This window comes from Aquitalea sp. LB_tupeE, from assembly GCF_013391415.1.
Lineage (GTDB): Bacteria > Pseudomonadota > Gammaproteobacteria > Burkholderiales > Chromobacteriaceae > Aquitalea.
In genome coordinates this window covers 23,775-42,706 of record NZ_JACAXB010000040.1, presented here as the reverse complement: position 1 = coordinate 42,706, position 18,932 = coordinate 23,775, and the positions used below count along the sequence as shown (strand labels likewise).

Below are 18,932 nucleotides of genomic sequence, written 5' to 3'. Positions count from 1 at the left end.
AGGCGGCAAACAGCTGGCGCGCGAACATGCACAAAGCCAACTCGACGCCGCCCTCAGCCTCAGCCAAAGCCTGGGCGACACCGCTGCCGCGCAACTGGCCGACAGCATGGAAACCGGGCCGGACGCCATCAACCCCGACAACGGCAAAGACGGCCACAAAGACAGCGGCCACCTGCAACACCACGCCGCCGCACTCAAAGCCTGGGAAGCCGGCAGCAATACCGACAAAGACGGCAAAACCGCCAGCAGCGGCAACAGCAGCCAGGCCGGCCAACAGCCGCTGCTCATCCTGTCCGCCCCGGCCGGCATTGCCAGCCTGACCGAACAAAGCCAGACCCTCAGCGCCGGCAGCAACCTCAACCTCGTTGCCCAGCGCGATAGCAACGAAACCACCGGCCGCCGCTGGCTGCACAACGTCGGCCAGCACATCAGCCTGTTTGTGGCGGGGGTGAAAGACCAGATTGCGCTCAAGCTGATAGCAGCGAAGGGCAAGGTGCAGGTGCAGGCGCAGAGTGATGCGATGGAGCTAACGGCGGATAGGGAGCTGACGGTGACGTCGGCCAAGGGGGCGGTAACGCTGGCCGCCAAGGACGAGATTCTTCTCACCAGCGGTGGCGGCTACATCCGGCTGAAGGGTGGCAATATCGAAATCCACTGCCCCAGTGCGGTGAGTGTGAAAGGTGCCAGCCACAACCTTTCCGGGCCGGATCGGATGACGGTGGCCCATCCGGCGTTTCCACAGAGTCTACCCAAGTCTGCACTCACCATTCAGATTGACCAGGCAGCGCAAGGTATGAAAAGTAGTTGGGCTGGCATGCCGTTTACCTTGTACGCCGATGGTGCCGTAGTCAAGAAAGACGTGCTGGACGAGAGTGGCAAGTTGCATATCGACCATGTGGTAACCAATCAGAAGTATCAAATTGAAATGGCGAACGGTATCAAATACGACATACCTGTTCCCAATGAATACACCAATCCCGCCCAAGGTAAACCCGCCAATCAAGGTTTTCATGGCCATATCGCAGGTGATGCTGATGAAGCGGGCCGGACCTCACCAATGAATTCTGTACGTGAGGATTTCTTGGCGATGGCCCAGAAGGGAAGTAAAAATGGGTAAGGCAGCAGCACAAAAGCCGATTCCGGCACCTGTTGCACAAAACGAAACCATGCAGGCAACGATTACCCCTCCATGGTTCGTCAATGGCTCCGAATATCACGTCCTCAATGCTAGTTTTCAGGTGCTGGTTAATGGAGAACGAGCATTCCGTGCGGTATACCAAGCCATTGCAGCCGCAAAGAAATCGGTTTGCATCATTTGCTGGGGATTCCAGCCATCCATGTATTTTATCCGTGATGGTGCTTCGCCTTGTATCGGCCAGTTGCTCATGCAAAAAGCGACACAAGGGGTAAAGGTAAAAATCCTTGGCTGGACAATGGGGGCAGGTAATCTGGCCCAGCTCGGGCCTGAGAATAATACACCTGGGTACAGTGCATTCTTCAGCCGCAGCCCGACAGAAACAGACCAGCAGCATTCATTTGATGTGATGTGGTATGCCAAGGCAAAAAGCGCGCAAGATCCAAACCTACGCTTTGTGGGCAGAGGATTTACCTTGGATGAACGCACGGAAATCCTGTATCGCTCTCGTTTCCAAGCCAAAGATTCCAACCTGGGCTGGCAGACCAAGGCTGCGCATGCCGGGGCCGTCACGCACCATCAAAAGATGGTGGTGGTGGACTATGAAGACCCGGAACATGCTGTTGGCTTTGTCATGGGTCACAACATGCTGGACGAATATTGGGATACTGATCAGCACAGTTACAAGCGCTACGGTCCAAATCGCGGGCGAAACGGCCATGGTCCGCGCCAGGATATTTCCAGCCGTGTCACAGGCCCCATCGTAGGCGACCTGTTTGCCAATTTCTGGCAAGCATGGAAAAAAGAAACTGGTGAGGCACTACCCAAACCTGATTTTAGCCGCTACCCCGTACATGCCGACAGCCAGAATCTACCGATTCAGGGGCAATTGTTGCGGACCCAGGCCCAATACAATGTCAAAAACATCCAGGATCTTTACCTGCAGGCGGTCAACAACGCCAGCACGATGATCTACATCGAAAACCAGTATTTCCGCTGGCCACCATTGGCTGCAAAAATACAGGAAGCGGCTAAAAAACAGACACAGGGTGGACGAGACCCTGGCAAGCACGACTCGCTTTATTTATTTGTCGTCACCAACTCCAGCGACGAAGGCATGGGCGATGGCACAGTCAAAACCTATGAAATGCTCAATAGCCTGGGGCGGGCAGACACCATTCCGGCAGTCGCCCGCCTGGAGCGGGCTGACGACGCCCAGGCAAGATTAAATCGCAATGAAGTAGAGTCCCGGCTATCTCAGTTGGAACAAAACCAGTTATTGCCGCCCAGCCGTTATGGTGGTGCCGCCAAGATTGCAGCCTATCAAAACAAGCTCAAGGCACTACAGCAAAAACAAGCCGCACTCAAGGCGCAAAACGAATCGCTGCGCCGACAGGTAGAAGCCGCCCGTAAACCCGATGCGCCCGTGTTGCCGGAAGAGCGCCCAGGTTTGAAAGTACATGTCTGCACACTGGTCGCCCCAGACTCACTGCCACGAGTTGCTGCTAGTGTGCAGGCCAGCCCGAGTGGCCAAACCTACCCGGCAGCTAAAGTCACCCAAACGCCGGGGCGGGACTGGACACCAGTATACGTCCACGCCAAGCTGATGATCGTCAACGACACCTTTATGACTTTGGGCAGTGCCAACATTAATACCCGCAGCATGCAAGTAGATAGCGAACTGAATATTGCGCACCATCGCCCGGAAATTACCGTGCCGCTGCGCAGGCAGTTGTGGGGTTTACATACAGCAGGTAGAGGGGCACAGGATAAGCCGAAAGATGCATTCAAGGCTTGGCAAGACATTATTGATGAAAATAAAACTGCGCAATCAAAATGGAAGAAACCCCAAGCTTCTCTAGTTGAATTTTCTCGCCCCAGCCCTGTGCGTACCAATAAGGACTAAGCCGTGAAGCGCTTGCTGTCATTAATTTTGTGCCTGCTGCTGGTCGCCTGTAGCAATAAGGAAAGAACCGTGCCTACTTTAGAAGAAGTCAAAACCAATCTAACCTTTACCTGCGTGCATGAAAAAGATCATCTCCCCAAGCTGGATGCCGAGGCCGATCAGCTGTATCGCTATGCGCGCTATCTCCAGAAAAACAATCAGTTGCAAGAAGATGTCAGCATCTATCCCGAATTGGAACGCTACTACCGTATTGCCACTGCCCATGGCCATTACAAGGCCAATCTTGAATTACGCCAGATGATAGGTAAGGGACAAGCCTGGACCGCAGACCCGGTAAAGGAAACGCTGGATCTGACTCAGGAACTGATTGATCGCGGCATTCCCGGCGGCTATTACGACATGGCACGATATCTTGAAGCAGGCTATGGCGTTAAACAGGATGCGGAACTGGCTTTGCGCTATTACCGTAAGTCTGCCGATTTGGGTAATCCTGAGGGGCAGTATTTAGTAGCGGAGAAATTGGCGCCGCTTGATAGGGCACCTGATGTTGCACGGCAAATGCGTCGTTGCGCTGCGATACAAGGTCAGGGCCGAGCTGCGACGATGCTCGCCATTGATTTGAAAGATGACAAGCATTTTGCTGATGCTCAGATTGCGCTGCAACTCGGAGTTAAAGCAGGTGATGAAAGTGCGGCTTCACGTTTAGAGCATGGCTTCTCTGCACCTGCTGAGACTGATGAGATGTATTTCTTGGCATTAGTCCAAGATCCCGAACGTAGTCGCCGCTACAAAGAAATTGGGGACATCCTCGGCCGCTATTCCTACGCCCATCCCACAGTTCCTGAGCTGGATGACATCGTCCCCCTGCCGCCAGCCAAACTGCCACCTTGGGATGGCAAGATTCAATGGCTGAAAGATCACGAAGCCAATATTGCGCCCCCCAAACCCAGTGAAGCCTTACTGGAAAAACTGGCCAAGGCCAAGGGGCTGGACCACAAGACAGGAAGACCGCTGGGTGCCGAGCATTCCTAAAACATGGCTATTGCTGTTGTGCCTGCTCACTGCTTGCGGTGAGCAGCACAGAACGCTGCCCGATCTGAACGAGGTCAAAACCAATCTGGCTTTTAGCTGCGCATATGAAAAAGATCATCTCCCCAAGCTGGATGCCGAGGCCGATCAGGTCTATCGCTATGCGCGCCATCTCCAGAAAAACAATCAGTTGCAAGAAGATGTCAGCGTCTATCCGGACTTGGAGCGCTATTATCGCATTGCCACTGCACATGGCCATTACAAGGCCAATCTTGAATTACGGCAGATGATAGGAAAGGGGCAGGCCTGGACCGCAGACCCGGTAAAAGAAACGCTGGACTTGACCGAAGAGCTGATCCACCAAGGCGTACCTGGTGGTTACTACGATATGGCACGTTATATTGAAGCGGGCTATGGGGTCAAACAGGATCAGGAACTGGCTTTGCGCTATTACCGTAAAGCAGCGGATTTGGGTAGTCCTGAAGGGCAGTATTTAGTAGCAAATAAGCTAGCCCCGATGGAAAATGCACCAGAGGTTGCCCGGCAGATGCGAAAATGTGCAGCTAGACAAGGACATGGTGATGCTGCTACTGATTTAGGCATTGATCTTAAGGATGATGTCAAAGTACTTTCTCAGGCGTGGGAGGCATTTCAGCTTGGAGTCAAAGCCGGAAATGAAAGTGCAGCTTCATTTCTTGAGCATGGTTTTCTCGCTCCTTCCAATGAGGATCGACTTTATTACATGGGCCTAGAAAAAGACCCCGAACGTAGTCGCCGCTACAAAGAAATTGGCGACATCCTCGGCCGCTACTCCTACGCCCACCCCACTGTCCCCGAACTGGATGACATCGTCCCCTTGCCTCCAGCCAAACTGCCTCCCTGGGATGGCAAGATTCAATGGCTGAAAGATCACGAAGCCAATATTGCGCCACCCAAGCCCAGTGAAGCCTTGCTGGAAAAACTGGCCAAGACCAAGGGGCTGGACCCCAAGACAGGAAGACCGCTGGGCGCCGAGCATTCCTAAAACGTAGCTATTGCTGTTGTGCCTGCTCACTGCTTGCGGTGAGCAGCGCAGACCAATGGCGGGGGTGTCGGGTTTCACTCCTCTCTGAGGATGGATACTGTGTAAATGAGACTGGGCATTGCTGATACTGCGGAGCGTTGATAGGCTTTATTCATCTTGATGTAGCAAAGGCATAGGGTGAAAGCATCAATAGTCGGGGCAAGAGGATACCGCCGCCTGATTCCTTCAATGACGGCAATACTTGAGTTTGAGGCAGTTGCGCGTCTGGGCAGCTTTACCCTGGCAGCGCACGAGTTGGGTGTTACTCAGGCTGCTGTCAGTCATCAGGTTCGTTTGCTGGAAGAAACACTGGGCGTGCGGCTGTTCGACCGGCTGCACCGGGCGATTCGGCTGACCCGCGAAGGGGAGGTTCTGTATCGCGTGGTGGCCGAAGCCATGCAAAAAATGGCGGGTGTGTTTGATCACTTGTCCAGCTCGGTAAAGCAGCAGGAGCTGGTGGTGGCGGCTACATCTGCATTCTCCCAGTTTCGCCTGCTTCCCAGATTGTCCGGTTTGCAAGAAATGGTGCCGCAATTGCAGCTGCGCTTGGCGACCCAGATGTTCAACGCCGACTTGCTGCACAAGGATGTGGATGTGGCCATCCGCTTTGGCAATGGCAAATGGCCGGATGGTGTGGCTACTTTGCTGTTTGACGAAGAAGTGTTCCCGGTTTGCTCACCGCGCTGGCTTGCCGAAAACGGAAGGCCGGCCACGCTGTCCGAACTTGCGCAGTCGGCGTTGATTGAATCCGACTCAACATCAGAAGGCTGGATGGGCTGGAGTGCATGGTTGCATTCGGTCGGCGAACCACATGCGCGCTTGCAGTACGCCTTCCGCTGCAGCTTGTATACCGATGCGGTACAGGCTGCAGAGGCCGGGCTTGGCGTGGTGTTGGGCTGGGGCAGGTTGGTGGGGCAGCAACTGGCCAGTGGGGCGCTGGTGCGTTTGCCGCTGGCCAGCTTCCAGCCCACCGAGGCCTATTACCTGCTATTGCCGCATGGCCGCTCCATTACGCCTGAGATACAGGCCCTGATTGATATCCTGCGGGCCGAGTTGCCCATCAGCCGGTCTGATGCGGCGGCTCAGTAGTCTAGCTGTACGTTGCTGCGGGGGCGGGTACAGCAGCTCAGCACATAGCCTTCTTCAATTTCTTCATCGGTGATGCCGCCATTGTGTTGCATGTCGGTTTCCCCACTCAGTACCTTGACCCGGCAAGTACCACAGATGCCCATGCCACATGCCTTGGGCAATTTGATACCGGCACTGGCCGCTGCAGCGTGCAGGGTGATCTCTGCCGAGACCTGCACCGATTTGCCCGAATCCTTGAAGCTGATGCAATGCGTGGCGGTGTCTGCCGCGCTGTCTGTTTGCGCGGAGGCCGCCTGCGCGCTGGCCAGGCTGGCGTCCGCCTCCGGCGTGGCACCGAAGGATTCTTCGTGATAATTCGCCATGTCGAAACCGGCCTGTTGCAATAGTTGGCGCACGGCTCGCATGTATGGCGCGGGACCGCAGCAGAACACTGCACGCTCCATGAAGTCAGGTGCAATCAGCGCCAGCATGTCCTTGCCCAGATAACCGCGATAACCGCTCCACGCCTGGCCGACCGGGGTGTGTTCGCAAATCAGGTGCAGATGGAAATTGTCGATGCGGGTGGACATGTAATCCAGTTCGGCACGGTAGATGATGTCGGCCGGTGTACGCGCACTGTGTACAAAAGCCATGTCGACCTCGGCATTGGTATTGAAAAACCAGCGTGCCATGGACATCAGCGGAGTGATGCCCACACCGCCGGACAGCAGCAGAACCTTGCGGGCCGGATGGTCGATGCAGTTGAACTGACCGGCCGGGCCGTGTATGGCAAGCAGCATGCCTTCGACAAGATTGTCGTGCAGCCAGTTGGAAACCACACCGCTTGGCACGCGTTTGACGGTAATGGAAAAACTATAGGGAATGGAAGGCGCGCTGGAGAGGGTATAGGAGCGCATCTGCGGCTCTCCGTCGATTTCCAGCTCCAGCGTGACGAATTGGCCGGGCTTGAAGAAAAACAGCACCGGCTCCTGCATGCTGAAGCAGAAGGTGAGCACATCGTGCGTTTCGCGGATCAGTTTGCAACAGCGCACCAGATGACGGCCATTGACCCAGTTTTGTGTGTGAACCGGGTTCAGGTATTCGGAGCGGGTCAGGCTGGACATGCGTTCTCTCTTTTACTGCAGCGCAGTACATGCTGGCACCACATTGGCTATGCCGCTGCGTGCCGGGGTGGGGGTGGCCGCCAGCCGGGCGCATAGCCCGGGCGTGACAGAATGGATGGGGCGTTCAGGCCTCAAGCCGTTGTTGCATGGTCGTGCAATACCAGTCGTCAAACTGGTTGGGGCCATGCTCTGCCACATCGGAGTAACGTCCTGGCTGGTAGGCGGGGGAGCTGACACCTGCGTGGGTGCCTTCCACCAGTTCGCGGTCCTGATCGTTGGTGGCAATCCACACCCGGGTCAGATTGTGCAGATCGTAGTCCACGCCTTCTTGCGCGGTTTTTGGTACCAGCCATTTGGTGGTGACCAGGGTTGCATCCGGGCCCAGTGGCAATACGCGGAAACTGAGGGCATGGTCGCCCAGAAAGTGGTTCCAGGTGGAGGGGTAGTTGAAGTACAACAGCGCACCGATATCTTCCACATCGCTGGAATCCAGGCGGCCACGCACGGCAGGTTTGCCATCCATGGTGTAACTGACCGCACCGGGAGCCAGTGGAATGCGCGTCATGCGGAACTGGCCGTTTTCAGCCATCAGCAGGTGACTTGGTAGCCCGCCAGCTTCGCAGCGATCCCAGAACGCAGTCAGTTGCGGGTCATCGCCGTCGCTCACACCGGCTACCGAATGGTTTTCCACAAAGGAATTGAGCAGTTCCGGGTGGGAGCCGTCGCAGTGATAGCACTCGCGGTTGTTTTCGAATACCAGTTTCCAGTTGCCCTTTTCCACGATGGATGACTCATGGGCCACTTTGCAGTTAGCCAACTGATGTGGGGCGAGGAAAGGGCGTAGCGCACAGGCAAAGGTATGGAAGTCCGGTGCGACATCCGCCACGCAGACATAGATACAGGTTTCCACGATGGCACAATGCACCGGTTTCAGTCCGTGTGCATCAGGATCAAAACCTTCCCCCATATTGCCGGCGTACAGCAGCTTGCCATCCAGTCCAAATGTCCATTTGTGGTAGGGGCAAACCAGTTTTGCGGATTTCCCACTGGCATCCTGACATACCTTGGATCCGCGATGGCGGCAGACATTGTTGAAGGCCCGTACCGTGCCATCGTTGCCACGCACCACTGCAACCGGGTGATCCCCGATTTGTACCGTCATGTACTGGCCCGGCTGTTCCAGCTCCAGAGTATGGCCGACAAAAATCCATTCGCGATGCCAGATTTGCTCCAGATCCGCGCGGTAGACCGCCGGGTCGGTATACAGCTCCCGGCTTAGCGTGTGGCGTGCTTTACGTTGCTTGATCAAGGCCAGCGTTGTTGATTCCTGCGTCATGACTGCTTTCTCCTTTGATGATGTGGTGCAGCCCTTTCTGTGACGGGCTGTCAGCCATGGTTTTGCACTGTGCTGATGGTGTTGGCATCAGTTTTACTGAGTATTGAAGTGCTTGGAGATAGCGTCAATGCGGTTTATTTTGTTCTATGCATTACTTTAATTTATGTGAAATGGGGTGGTGTACTGATGTGTGCCGGTCTGATATGAAAGCAAAATCTGATACTGACAGGCATGCCCTGGCAGGACGCAAGCTGATTGACCGCAGGCCAGCGCTCTTGTTACTCGGCATGCTGGTTTGTTGGCATGGCGCAGTTGCGTGTTGACGGATTAGAGCCATTCCTCACCGGTTTTGCACTGTCGGATACGTGGGATTCCTTGGTACAACAGATAATGTTGTTCCTCGGGTTTGGAGGGGCAACCCCTTCCTTTTTGACCTGTTTGCTGGATTCGACCGCGTGGTGGTCTCTTTGGTCTGCCATTCTTCCGGATGGCAGTTTTTTTTGATATGGCATGCCTTGATCTTGCATGTCCTGATTGATTGCTGCCGTCAGATGGCTGGGAGATATTCTGAATGAAGGTTGTTAGTCGCAAGGCAAACGGTGCAGAGTTCTCACTACGCGCGCACTTGGTCCTTGCTGGCTGTTCTGCCGAAGGGCTGACATTTCAGCAAGTGCTTGAGGTCGGATGCTATTTGCAAAGTGCCTGGGAAGCTTCCTGCCTGGAGTTCAAGAATCCGCCTCGTGTGCTGGCCAAGGCAAAGCATGTGCTGACGGACTGTCTGGATCGGCTGGAAAACGCAGAGCACTGCTCCGTCTCAAACGAGCATTGGTTATTGCTCAAGGATGGAATTGTCTGTGCTGATGGCGTTTGGGAAAAGGTTCAGAGTGCTCGTATCAATGTGATCAATCTTGCTTTACGCAGAGAATGCGGAATCAGCTAGTTTTATTGTATTGCGAGGTATAAACCGGTTTGTCAGTCCGGGTCGGCCCGGATGGGGGTGTCTTTTGTCCCAGACGTCCCGCAGCGTTGGCAGCAATACTGATGCAGCATGCTGCTTGCAAGTCCACCTTCAACGTTTTCTGGCCTGGGTATGGGGACGCTGGCGCAAACGCTTTTGCGTCACTGAAGGCAGTTCACCAAACAGTTGCTGGTAGTCATGTGCAAAAGCACCCAGATGCAGAAATCCCCACTGTGTTGCGGCATAGGTAACTGACCGGCCATCAAGAAGTGTTTGCCGCGCATGGTTCAGCCGGATTGCACGTAGAAAGCTGACGGGGCTCATGCCCGCTGCGTATTCGAATGCATATTGCAAGGTCCGGCGGCTCATGTTCAGCTGAACGCACAGTTCAGATACTGACAACGCGCAGCTGGCCGGATCGGCAAGAAGCGCCTCAACGTGTTGGACAATTTTCCAGCTTTTGGCGCGATGAAGCCGGAAATGTGTCGGATGCGACGGTACGCTGAGTGTTTCAATCAGTCCATAAAGCAGCTGCTGCTCCAGTTGCTGCCGCCAAATTTCATGCAGACCTTGAACCTGGTCGGGTGCGGGTGAAATCAACAGCCTGGCCGCGGCAATCATGTTGCGAAGTGCATTGGCCGTATCCGGTTGCAGCGATATGGACGGTCTGTCGAGTAGAGCCAGAAGTTTCTTTGCCAGGTCCTGGCCTGTCCGGCTTAGTGTGCTTGGATTGAACTCCAGATTCATGAGCAAATGGTTCTCTGGCGAGGCGAATTCAAATTCCGGATAACAGGAAAATACATGCAGGGTGTCCTGACTGCTTGCCGAGCCGCACATGCTGGAGTGCCCCTGCAGAACCAGCGGAATACCTACTGCAATCTGCCCTTGTGGTACACGTCCACGCTGCAGGATCCTCTTGTTGAGCTCTTCAGCATGAATGCTGAAGCCTGGCCAGCGTGTAATGCTGGAGCGTGCACAAAAACGGCCTCCGGAAAGTTGCCGGTATTGCAGCGTCCATCCTGTAAATTGGCCAACCTGTTCTTCCGGGGTGTAACTCACGCTGTAGCTATGCTGTTGCAGTAACGCACGATCAGTTGCTGAAGGTTGTTGCATGAGTGCCTCCCGTTAAATGTTGTTGCACTAGCATGCACGCAAAGCGTGCAGGACTCTTGCTCTTGCACGACATGATGAACAACGGTCATGCAGTGCAGTACATCGTTAGCAAGAAATGCACCTGCGACAATACTGCCAACCATCATTGCCAATATCTGATAGTTGTTGCGAATTTCTTCCCGTAGATTTTTTGCGTGCAGCCAGAACTGCACCGGTTGTCACAACAAATCATCTACATCAGGACGAAAAAGAGCATGGACATCGAGAACAGAAGCATTGAGTTCATTCCGGAGAATGAACGTTATGGGTCCGCCAGGCGGTTGTTTACCATCTGGTGCAGTGCCAATATGCAGGTCACTACCATGGTCATTGGTGCATTGGGCATCGTTGCCGGGCTGGATCTGGGCTGGACGTGTATCGGTCTGATCCTGGGTAATCTGATTGGCTCCATTTTCATGGCGGCACACTCTGCGCAAGGCCCCCATCTTGGAATACCGCAGATGATCCAGAGCAGGGCGCAGTTTGGTGTAATTGGTGCAGGCGTTCCACTTGGCATCGTGGTGATTGCCTACATCCTGTTTACCGCGGCCAACGGCGTGGTAATGCGGGATTCCATCAAGGCGGTGGTGTCGGTTTCGGATAACGAGGCCATCATTCTGTTTGGCGCACTGACACTGGTGGTGGGCTTTATTGGCTACGAACTGATTCACAAGATCGGTGCTTACATGAGCGCCGTCTCACTGGTGATTTTTGTCGTTGCCGGTTACGTGGTGCTACAAAAGGGATTGCCTGCCGGGGTGTGGGATGTGTCAGCTCACAGCTTCAAATTTGCCACCTTTTGTCTGGTGGTCACGCAGGCTGCATCCTGGACGCTGGGGGCCGGGCCTTACGTGGCGGACTATTCGCGTTACTTGCCCTCCGCCATCTCGACCCGTTCCACTTTCTGGTACAGCTATCTGGGTATTGTGGTGGGTTCCGGTGTCGTTATGTTACTGGGAGCCGTGATGGCCGCTGCGGCCATGGACGTCACCACCGACCCGGGTAGTGCGATTGCCAAGCTGTTTCCTGGTCACAGCCAACTGGCCTATTACGTGATCATTCTGGGTGTACTCGAGTGGAACGTGATGAACCTGTATAGCTCCTACATGTCCACCACCACCATTTTTACCGGTTTTAAAGGTGCACAGCAGATCGGCATGCTGGCCAAATTCGTCATCATGGGGATTGTGGCCATCATCGTTACCTGGATTGCCATCGCAGCGCAGTACAACTTCAATGCCTACTTCAGTGACATCCTGATTGGTCAGGTGTATGTGCTGGTGCCATGGAGCGCCATCAATCTGGTGGATTACTACCTGATTCGCAAGGGAAATTACAGCGTGCCAGCCATGTACGACGTGAATGGCATTTATGGCAAGGTCAATTGGAGCACCTTGTGGATCTATGGTCTGGCCATCATTGTGCAGATTCCCTTCATGGAGCTGTCCTTCTACAAGGGGCCGATTGACCATCTGGTAGGCACAGACATTGCCTGGCTGCCCGCCTTGGTGGTGCCCGGCGTTCTTTATTATCTTGCCAACCGCAACAAGCAACTGCATTTGGACGTGCAGCTTGGGACTCAACTGGCTTACAAGTCCAGATCCTGATTCGGGAGGCCGCATGAACAAATCATCAAGACTCGCTGGGAAAGTAGCCATTATCAGTGGCGGGGCCAGTGGCTGCGGTGCAGCAGCTGCCCATTTGTTTGCCCGCGAAGGTGCGGTCGTCGCCATCGTGGACCGTAACCGGGAACAGGCTGAGACCGTCGCGGCCATCATCCGTGACGAGGGGGGGAGGGCGTCGGCGCATCATGCGGATGTTTCCAGCCATGAGCAGGTCCGACGGGTGATCGCGGACATCCAGTCCCGACATGGCGATGCTGACATTCTGCTGAACCACGCTGGTACGCTTATCGTCAAACCTTTCCTTGAGGTGGAAGAGCGCGAATGGGACTGGCTGATGAGTGTGAACGTGAAGAGCATGTACCTGATGACTCAGGCGGTTCTGCCGCAAATGCTGCGCAAGGGTAAGGGCAGCATTGTCTGTACATCTTCCATTTCTGCGGTATGTGCTACGCCGGGAGAAGTGCTGTACGACACCACTAAAGGTGCTTGTCACATGTTTGCTCGTGCCATTGCTGTGGAATACCGCGACCGTGGCATCCGCTGTAATGCTGTGGCGCCGGGTTTTATTCGTACGCCGCATGGCATGCGCGAACTGGAAGACCTCAAGGCCATGGGCGTGGATGCGAGCGAAGCAGTCATCATTCAGCAGCAGGGCAGGCTGTGCGAGCCAGAAGAAGTCGCCAGGGCGGCGCTATTTCTTGCGTCGGATGAAGCCAGCTTCGTCAACGGGACCCAACTTTTTGTAGATAACGGTTTCAGCGCAATGTAACAAACCCGGCATCTGCGCTATGTGGATGCCGGGGCTACGTCTACTTTCCTGGCATTCATGCCGGCAGGTGAGCTTGACCACATATGCCAGCAGCTACCGCGCTGTAAGGGGGAACAGCGCGGGGTGATAATGCCTCAGGCAAAAACGAAATACTTGCGCACCGTCTCCACGACTTCCCAACTGCCCTTCATGCCCGGTTCGATCACGAACACGTCACCGGCTTTCAGGTGCACAGCGTCCTCACCCTCGGGGGTAATGATGCAGTAGCCCTCAAGGAAGTGGCAGTACTCCCATTTTTCGTAGTTCACTTCAAATTTGCCCGGTGTACAGATCCAGGTGCCCATGATCTTGCTGCCATCCTTGGACAGATAGGCGTTGAGGTTGACGGTCTGCGGGTCGCCGCCAATGCGCTTCCACTTGGTGGCGTCTACCACCGGAGTGGGACAGGTTTCACGCAGGACGGTGATGAAATCGGACATGAAAGCTCCAGACAATCTGTTGAGTGAGCGGCCATTATCCGTACTACCCGATGCAAGAAATTGTCTGGTTCCGACCAGATTTGTTGGTGAATTGGCCGCACACTATCCGTGTTTCATGCAGGGTGACGGGAAGTGGGCTTGCGCTTGCCCTTGTCACTTTTAAACCGTAGGCACGCGTCATGGTGCCGAGAACCACGACCAATGAGGGAGCGGGTGATGCACGCAACAGATAGTATTTCTGCTGGCGATTTTGAATTCCAGCTACACGGACAGCAGGTTTGCCTGGACGATGTGTTCCCGGGGTTCCATCCTGCAGATCGCATCGGGGTGGTGGTTAACGGGCCTTGTCGTGCCATGGGGGTGAGTGCACTACTGATGGCGGCAACGACCCGGTTTTATGATGTGTACCGTCCGGCGTTGGGAAACGCCCCGGACAAACTCAGAATTTACCCGGACTATTTCATTTTCCATGTCGGCCAGTGCCAGGGGAATCACGCTCAGCTGGATGTGTGGCCACCGCACAAAGAAGTCATGGTCGATGATGATGCCGAGCAGATTCTGGAAGCCATCAATGACCGAGGAATCACGCGATTGCTGGTGGAGGAGAAACCCCTCTCTTCAGGTATTTTTCTACGCGAAACACTCAGTAGCGCCCGTAACCGGATTGTCAGTGCGCTGGCGTTTTCTGCAACGGGTCGTGTTGCAAACGGGGATGTCTGCGGTGCACATGATCTGAATGTTGAGGCTTATGTTCGCAAAATGATTGGGGATTCCTGCGCACTGCTGCAATTATCCGAACAACAACATGCTGCGATGCTGCAAATGAGGGCGTGCCTGGCAATCGACGGACGTGTTGTGGAGCACTACCGCCGACTCACTGTGGAGCGTGCGCTCGGAATGCTGACAGAGAATAAAGAACGCTCGCCGCAGACACAGCACTATATCGCCGCCAGCAACAAAAATGCAGCAACCAGATTGGCGTTTTGATCAAGCGCAATGGGGTGATGCGCTGCCAAGGGCTGGCAAGCCTATGCTGCATCTGCGATACGCAACGCGAGCGACAGTCACCCCTTGATCAGGCGCTCTTGCTTGTCCTTACAAATACCAGAACGCTAACTGGCAGGCTTGCAAGCTGATCATCCGGCAAGTGGCAGCGCCTTGTCTTGCTTGGCAAAGCCATGGGCTGACAGCCACTTCCCAACGGTAAACGGGGCTGCCAACTTGCTCAGAGATGTATCTCACCGGACAAGCCGGTCTGGCGCTCGATCTCATTCACATAACCAGTATCACTTCATGCACCAAGGCCGGCATCAAAGGTAAAGCAGCGAAAACCGTCTGGTATTCGCTGAGGATGGGAAGACATGGTTTGTGGCTGGCTCAGGCTGCTGCTTTTTGCTGGAATTTCTTGATGGTGCCGCGCTTGATGCGCATTTCTGTCGGTGTCAGGCCGAATTCCAGTTTGAAGCGTCTGGAAAAGTGGGAGCAGTCAACAAAACCACATTCAAAAACAATGAAGGAAATGCGGTGGTCGGTGTTCAGGATAAGGTGCCGGGCGTGATCCAGCCGCAGCTTGGCTGAATAGCTTCTGGGCGTCATGCCCAGCTCGGCATGGAATAATCGTTCCAGATGGCGAATGCTGACATTCACTTTCTGCGCGATGTCATCCACGCTCAGCGGGTTGCTGATATTGCGTTCAATCAGCTGCACCGCTTTGCGCACACTGCGGTTATATACCTTGTCGGTGATGACTGCGTGCGGCTGTGGTGTGGAGGCGGGCAGGGGCATTTCTTCCAGCATGATGCGCAAGGCCTGGGCTGCCTCGAACTTGCCGCAGTGTTTTTCAATCAGATGCGCCGCCAGATGCATGACACCGGCACCACCGGCACAGGTCATGCGCTTGCCATCAATATTGAACAGTTCGTCGGAGCTGACCGGGTGCTTGGGGAATTCCTGCTCGAAGTGATGGTAATGAAACCAGCTGACGCAGCTGTGATAACCATGCATCAGCCCGGCACGCGCCAGAATGAAACTGCCGGTACATACGCCAACCAGGGTGACTCCGGCCTCGTCAGCCTGTTTCAGATAGGCAGAAATCTGTGGTGAGATTTTTTTGCCGGCATGCAACAAGCCGCCCACCACCACGATGTAATCGAAGTGCTGCGGGTCTTCCAGACCAGCGGTCGGGATGACCTCAAGCCCGCTGCTGGACAGAATGGGCCTGCTGTCATGACTGAGAATCTTCCATTTACAACGGATCTGTCTGCTGAAATCACCTTCATCCGCCGCCAGACGCAGGACATCGACGAAATTTGAAAATGCACTCAGCGTGAATTCCGGAGCCAGGATAAATCCGACTGACAAAGGTTTTTGCGGTGGGTAATGGTCGGTATGGACTGACTGGTTCATTTTGCGGTCCGTTTATAAACAGGTCTGTTTGATTTCAGAATGATTTGAATGACTGTTTTATATGTTTTACGTCGAAATAAGCATGGTGCAGTGCATTATATGTGGCGCACCAAGCAGTATTTCTGTGCCGGTTTTAAGCTTGGCCTGCCCTGATTGCAGCTTGGCAAACCGCGCTTGTTTCCAGCAGATCATTGCAATCCTGTGATTGCCCAGTCAAGTTGCCCTCCTGCACCGTTGTGGTGCTTTTCCTCTTCCACTTACGACATCTGGCTAGCCATTATTCGCCAGATTTTTCATTTTTTTATCATGTAACTTATTGATATTTATGTGAAAAAATAAAGTTGGCTGTCGCTTTTGTACCGGACGGCCAAATCCGCACATTACGGATGCATTACCAAAAGTAGGTGAAAGGGTGCAGAAAATGTAACTGGAGGTAATGAAGAGAATTGGTAGGCTTGTTTGCAAGCGTTACACGCAGATGACGACAAGCGGAATGGTGAGTCGGCAACGGTGTTAATGCGGCAATGTGTCGTTGTTTATCTGACCCTGCATTTTTTGTTGCATTGCACGATAAACCACACAGATTGCCAATGCTGAATGAAGCCCCGGATGGGAATTGCATGCAGTGGGTAAGCCTGGGGGCTTCGATTTCTTGAACTTGCAAGTTGGGATAAAGAATGGCCCCAAATATGGCATACACACTGAAAGAAGCCGTTGCGCCTGGTGCGGTGACACAGCTTGCTCCACCGCAAAGCACCTATGGCAGCGACATTCTGACGGTGAAGAACCTGTCCAAGATCTTCGGCCCCAAACCTGAGCGTGCTGCGGCATTGCTCAAACAGGGCATGGGTCGCAACGAAGTACTGGAACAAACCGGCAATATGGTGGCGGTCAACAATGTCAGCCTGAGTGTGAGGGCGGGGGAGATCTTCGTCATCATGGGACTGTCCGGTTCCGGCAAGTCCACCCTGGTGCGGCTGCTGAACCGTCTGATCGAACCCACTTCCGGTCAGGTCATTCTGGAGGGGCGCGATATTGCCCCGATGTCCACGCTGGAGCTGCGCGAAGTACGGCGCAAGAAAATGGCCATGGTGTTCCAGTCCTTTGCCCTGCTGCCCAACCGCACAGTGCTGGACAACATTGCCTACGGGCTGGAAGTGGCCGGTATCCCTAAAGCCGAACGTTATGAAGTGGCACGCAAGGTGCTGGTGCGGGTGGGCCTGGGTTCCTACGAGAAGTTCTTGCCCAGCGAGCTGTCCGGCGGCATGCAGCAGCGCGTGGGCCTGGCCCGTGCGCTGGCAGTCAACCCATCGGTGTTGCTGATGGATGAAGCCTTCTCCGCGCTGGACCCGCTGATCCGCTCTGAGATGCAGAACGAACTGCTGCGTCTGCAAAAAGAAGAACAGCGCACCATTGTGTTCATTTCTCACGATATCGAAGAGGCCATCAAGATCGGCGGTCGCATCGGCATCATGAAGGATGGCAGCCTGATTCAGGTGGGCACGCCTGCCGAGTTGATCCAGTCTCCTGCCGATGACTATGTGCGTGATTTCTTCCGCAATGTCGATATCTCCCGTTTCCTGAAAGCTTCCAGCATGCTCAGTCCGGCGGGGCGTGCCCAGGTCCACTGTAGCCTGGCCAGTCCGGCCCTCTCCCAGCTTAACCATCTGATCGATAGCGGTGCCGAATGTGGCTATGTCTGCGATGAGAGCGGGCGCTATCTGGGTTGTGTCACCCCCGGTTCGCTGCATCAGGCTGGCGACGCAGCGGTAGCCGATGCCCTGCTGGGGAATGTGCGCACAGTGACGCTGGATGCGGACCTGAACCAGTTGGCCGCCATTGCGCTGGAGCAGGAACACGATGTCCCGGTGCTCGATGGCGCCGGCAAGCTGGCGGGCGTGGTGTCCTGCCGCAACATTCTGAAACAAGTGATGGAGCGCAGACAGTCATGAACTCTTCCGGAATCGGCAAGTTTGCCGAAGATTTCGTCAATTATCTCTTCTTGCACTTCCGTGGTGTGTTTGATGCCTTCTCGGCCAGCCTGGGGGCGGTGGTCAAGCTGCTGGAAGACATGATGCTGGCACTGCCTTTCATGTTGGTACTGGTGGCGCTGGTGGTGGTAGCCCTGTGGCGCCGTGGTGTGGTGTTTGCCATTTTTGTTGGGTGTGCCATGCAGGCCATTCACTTCATGGGTTTGTGGACGCAAACCGCTTCCACCCTTGCGCTGGTGATTGCCGCCACCTGTTTCAGCCTGGCATTGGGCGTACCGCTGGGTATCTGGGGGGCACGCAACAACCGGGTGGAAATGGTGCTGCGCTCCTTGCTGGACTTCATGCAAACCATGCCGGCCTTTGTTTACCTGATTCCTGCGGTGATCCTGTTTGGCCTGGGCCGGGTGCCTGCCGTGATGGCCACCATCGTGTTCTCCATGCCGCCAGTGGTACGGCTGACCACGCTGGGCATTCGCCAGGTGCGTGAAGAACTGATGGAAGCCGGGCGCTCCTTTGGCAGTACCGAGCTGCAACTGTTGTGGAAGATCCAACTGCCCAATGCGCTGCCGTCCATCATGGCCGGTGTGAACCAGACCATCATGATGGCGCTGTCCATGGTGGTGGTGGCCTCGATGATTGGTGCCGGTGGCCTGGGTGAGTACGTACTCAGCGGCATTCAGCGGCTGGATATCGGTATCGGCTTTGAAGGTGGCCTGGGCGTGGTGTTGCTGGCCATCGTGCTGGACCGTCTGACCGAGAGCTTTGGCATGAAGGCCAAGAAGAAACCCAAGACCGTGCGTGCCAGCAAACCGGCAAGCAGCAAGGCAGTACAGGGCTGAGCGTAGTGCAAGCAGGGCACGGCCATCCGGCTGACCTGTGGTAGTGAACGCG

Annotated in this window: 16 protein-coding genes; 11 read left to right on the top strand and 5 right to left on the bottom strand. The window is 54.9% G+C overall.

Features of this window, described 5'->3' with window-relative positions; translation table 11 throughout:
• The 5 genes from HWX34_RS21440 to HWX34_RS19640 form a co-directional block, all read left to right on the top strand.
• On the top strand, window positions 1–1,117 hold a 1,117-nt coding region (locus HWX34_RS21440), incomplete at its 5' end, for a DUF2345 domain-containing protein (RefSeq protein WP_255497590.1).
• Entirely contained in the window at window positions 1,110–3,041 is a 1,932-nt protein-coding gene (locus HWX34_RS19655; protein WP_178973869.1) for a phospholipase D-like domain-containing protein, read from the top strand. The genes HWX34_RS21440 and HWX34_RS19655, both read left to right, overlap by 8 nt.
• Before the next feature lie 3 nt (window positions 3,042–3,044).
• Window positions 3,045–4,073 carry a DUF6396 domain-containing protein gene (locus HWX34_RS19650; protein WP_178973868.1) on the top strand — a complete coding sequence of 343 codons (1,029 nt, stop codon included), beginning with the start codon at window positions 3,045–3,047 and terminating at the stop codon, window positions 4,071–4,073.
• Entirely contained in the window at window positions 4,057–5,094 is a 1,038-nt protein-coding gene (locus HWX34_RS21645; RefSeq protein WP_178973867.1) for a DUF6396 domain-containing protein, read from the top strand. Before HWX34_RS19650 ends, HWX34_RS21645 begins: the two co-directional genes overlap by 17 nt.
• A gap of 228 nt (window positions 5,095–5,322) precedes the next feature.
• The gene (locus HWX34_RS19640; protein ID WP_178973866.1) at window positions 5,323–6,222 is read left to right on the top strand and encodes a LysR substrate-binding domain-containing protein; all 900 of its coding nucleotides are present in this window, start codon (window positions 5,323–5,325) and stop codon (window positions 6,220–6,222) included.
• Here HWX34_RS19640 and HWX34_RS19635 read toward each other — a convergent pair.
• Together HWX34_RS19635 and HWX34_RS19630 are read right to left on the bottom strand one after the other, a co-directional pair.
• Window positions 6,216–7,325, bottom strand: a complete 1,110-nt coding sequence (locus HWX34_RS19635) for a hybrid-cluster NAD(P)-dependent oxidoreductase (RefSeq protein ID WP_178973865.1) — start codon at window positions 7,323–7,325, stop codon at window positions 6,216–6,218. The two genes, HWX34_RS19640 and HWX34_RS19635, sit on opposite strands and share 7 nt — an antisense overlap.
• A gap of 124 nt (window positions 7,326–7,449) precedes the next feature.
• Window positions 7,450–8,661: an SRPBCC family protein gene (locus HWX34_RS19630; protein ID WP_178973864.1), complete on the bottom strand. Its 1,212-nt coding sequence runs from the start codon at window positions 8,659–8,661 to the stop codon at window positions 7,450–7,452.
• Between the two features lie 571 nt (window positions 8,662–9,232).
• Between HWX34_RS19630 and HWX34_RS19625 the strand changes: the two genes are divergently transcribed.
• Window positions 9,233–9,601 carry a hypothetical protein gene (locus HWX34_RS19625; protein WP_178973863.1) on the top strand — a complete coding sequence of 123 codons (369 nt, stop codon included), beginning with the start codon at window positions 9,233–9,235 and terminating at the stop codon, window positions 9,599–9,601.
• 129 nt (window positions 9,602–9,730) lie between these two features.
• Here the strand turns inward: HWX34_RS19625 and HWX34_RS21520 are convergent, their stop codons facing one another.
• The gene (locus HWX34_RS21520) at window positions 9,731–10,732 is read right to left on the bottom strand and encodes a helix-turn-helix domain-containing protein (protein WP_178973862.1); all 1,002 of its coding nucleotides are present in this window, start codon (window positions 10,730–10,732) and stop codon (window positions 9,731–9,733) included.
• A 254-nt stretch (window positions 10,733–10,986) separates the two neighbouring features.
• On the opposite strand from HWX34_RS21520, the gene HWX34_RS19615 reads away from it, so the two are divergent.
• Both HWX34_RS19615 and HWX34_RS19610 read left to right on the top strand, forming a co-directional pair.
• The gene (locus tag HWX34_RS19615) at window positions 10,987–12,378 is read left to right on the top strand and encodes a cytosine permease (protein WP_178973861.1); all 1,392 of its coding nucleotides are present in this window, start codon (window positions 10,987–10,989) and stop codon (window positions 12,376–12,378) included.
• Window positions 12,379–12,391: 13 nt separating this feature from the next.
• A complete protein-coding gene (locus HWX34_RS19610; RefSeq protein ID WP_178973860.1) occupies window positions 12,392–13,165 on the top strand; it encodes an SDR family NAD(P)-dependent oxidoreductase in 774 nt (257 codons plus the stop codon).
• A gap of 134 nt (window positions 13,166–13,299) precedes the next feature.
• Here HWX34_RS19610 and HWX34_RS19605 read toward each other — a convergent pair whose 3' ends face one another.
• Window positions 13,300–13,644: a cupin domain-containing protein gene (locus HWX34_RS19605; RefSeq protein ID WP_178973859.1), complete on the bottom strand. Its 345-nt coding sequence runs from the start codon at window positions 13,642–13,644 to the stop codon at window positions 13,300–13,302.
• 216 nt (window positions 13,645–13,860) lie between these two features.
• Here HWX34_RS19605 and HWX34_RS19600 point away from each other — a divergent pair, with 216 nt between their 5' ends.
• A complete protein-coding gene (locus HWX34_RS19600; protein WP_178973858.1) occupies window positions 13,861–14,631 on the top strand; it encodes a hypothetical protein in 771 nt (256 codons plus the stop codon).
• Window positions 14,632–15,021: 390 nt separating this feature from the next.
• On the opposite strand, the gene HWX34_RS19595 is transcribed toward HWX34_RS19600, so the two are convergent.
• Window positions 15,022–16,050, bottom strand: coding sequence for a GlxA family transcriptional regulator (locus HWX34_RS19595; protein WP_178973857.1), 1,029 nt, complete (start codon window positions 16,048–16,050; stop codon window positions 15,022–15,024).
• 689 nt (window positions 16,051–16,739) lie between these two features.
• Between HWX34_RS19595 and HWX34_RS19590 the strand changes: the two genes are divergently transcribed.
• The gene (locus tag HWX34_RS19590) at window positions 16,740–18,002 is read left to right on the top strand and encodes a glycine betaine/L-proline ABC transporter ATP-binding protein (RefSeq protein ID WP_255497588.1); all 1,263 of its coding nucleotides are present in this window, start codon (window positions 16,740–16,742) and stop codon (window positions 18,000–18,002) included.
• Window positions 17,999–18,880 (top strand): proline/glycine betaine ABC transporter permease, encoded by an 882-nt coding sequence (locus tag HWX34_RS19585; RefSeq protein ID WP_178973855.1) that lies wholly within the window; start codon window positions 17,999–18,001, stop codon window positions 18,878–18,880. The genes HWX34_RS19590 and HWX34_RS19585 overlap by 4 nt, the downstream gene beginning before the upstream one ends.
• Window positions 18,881–18,932 lie beyond the last annotated feature (52 nt).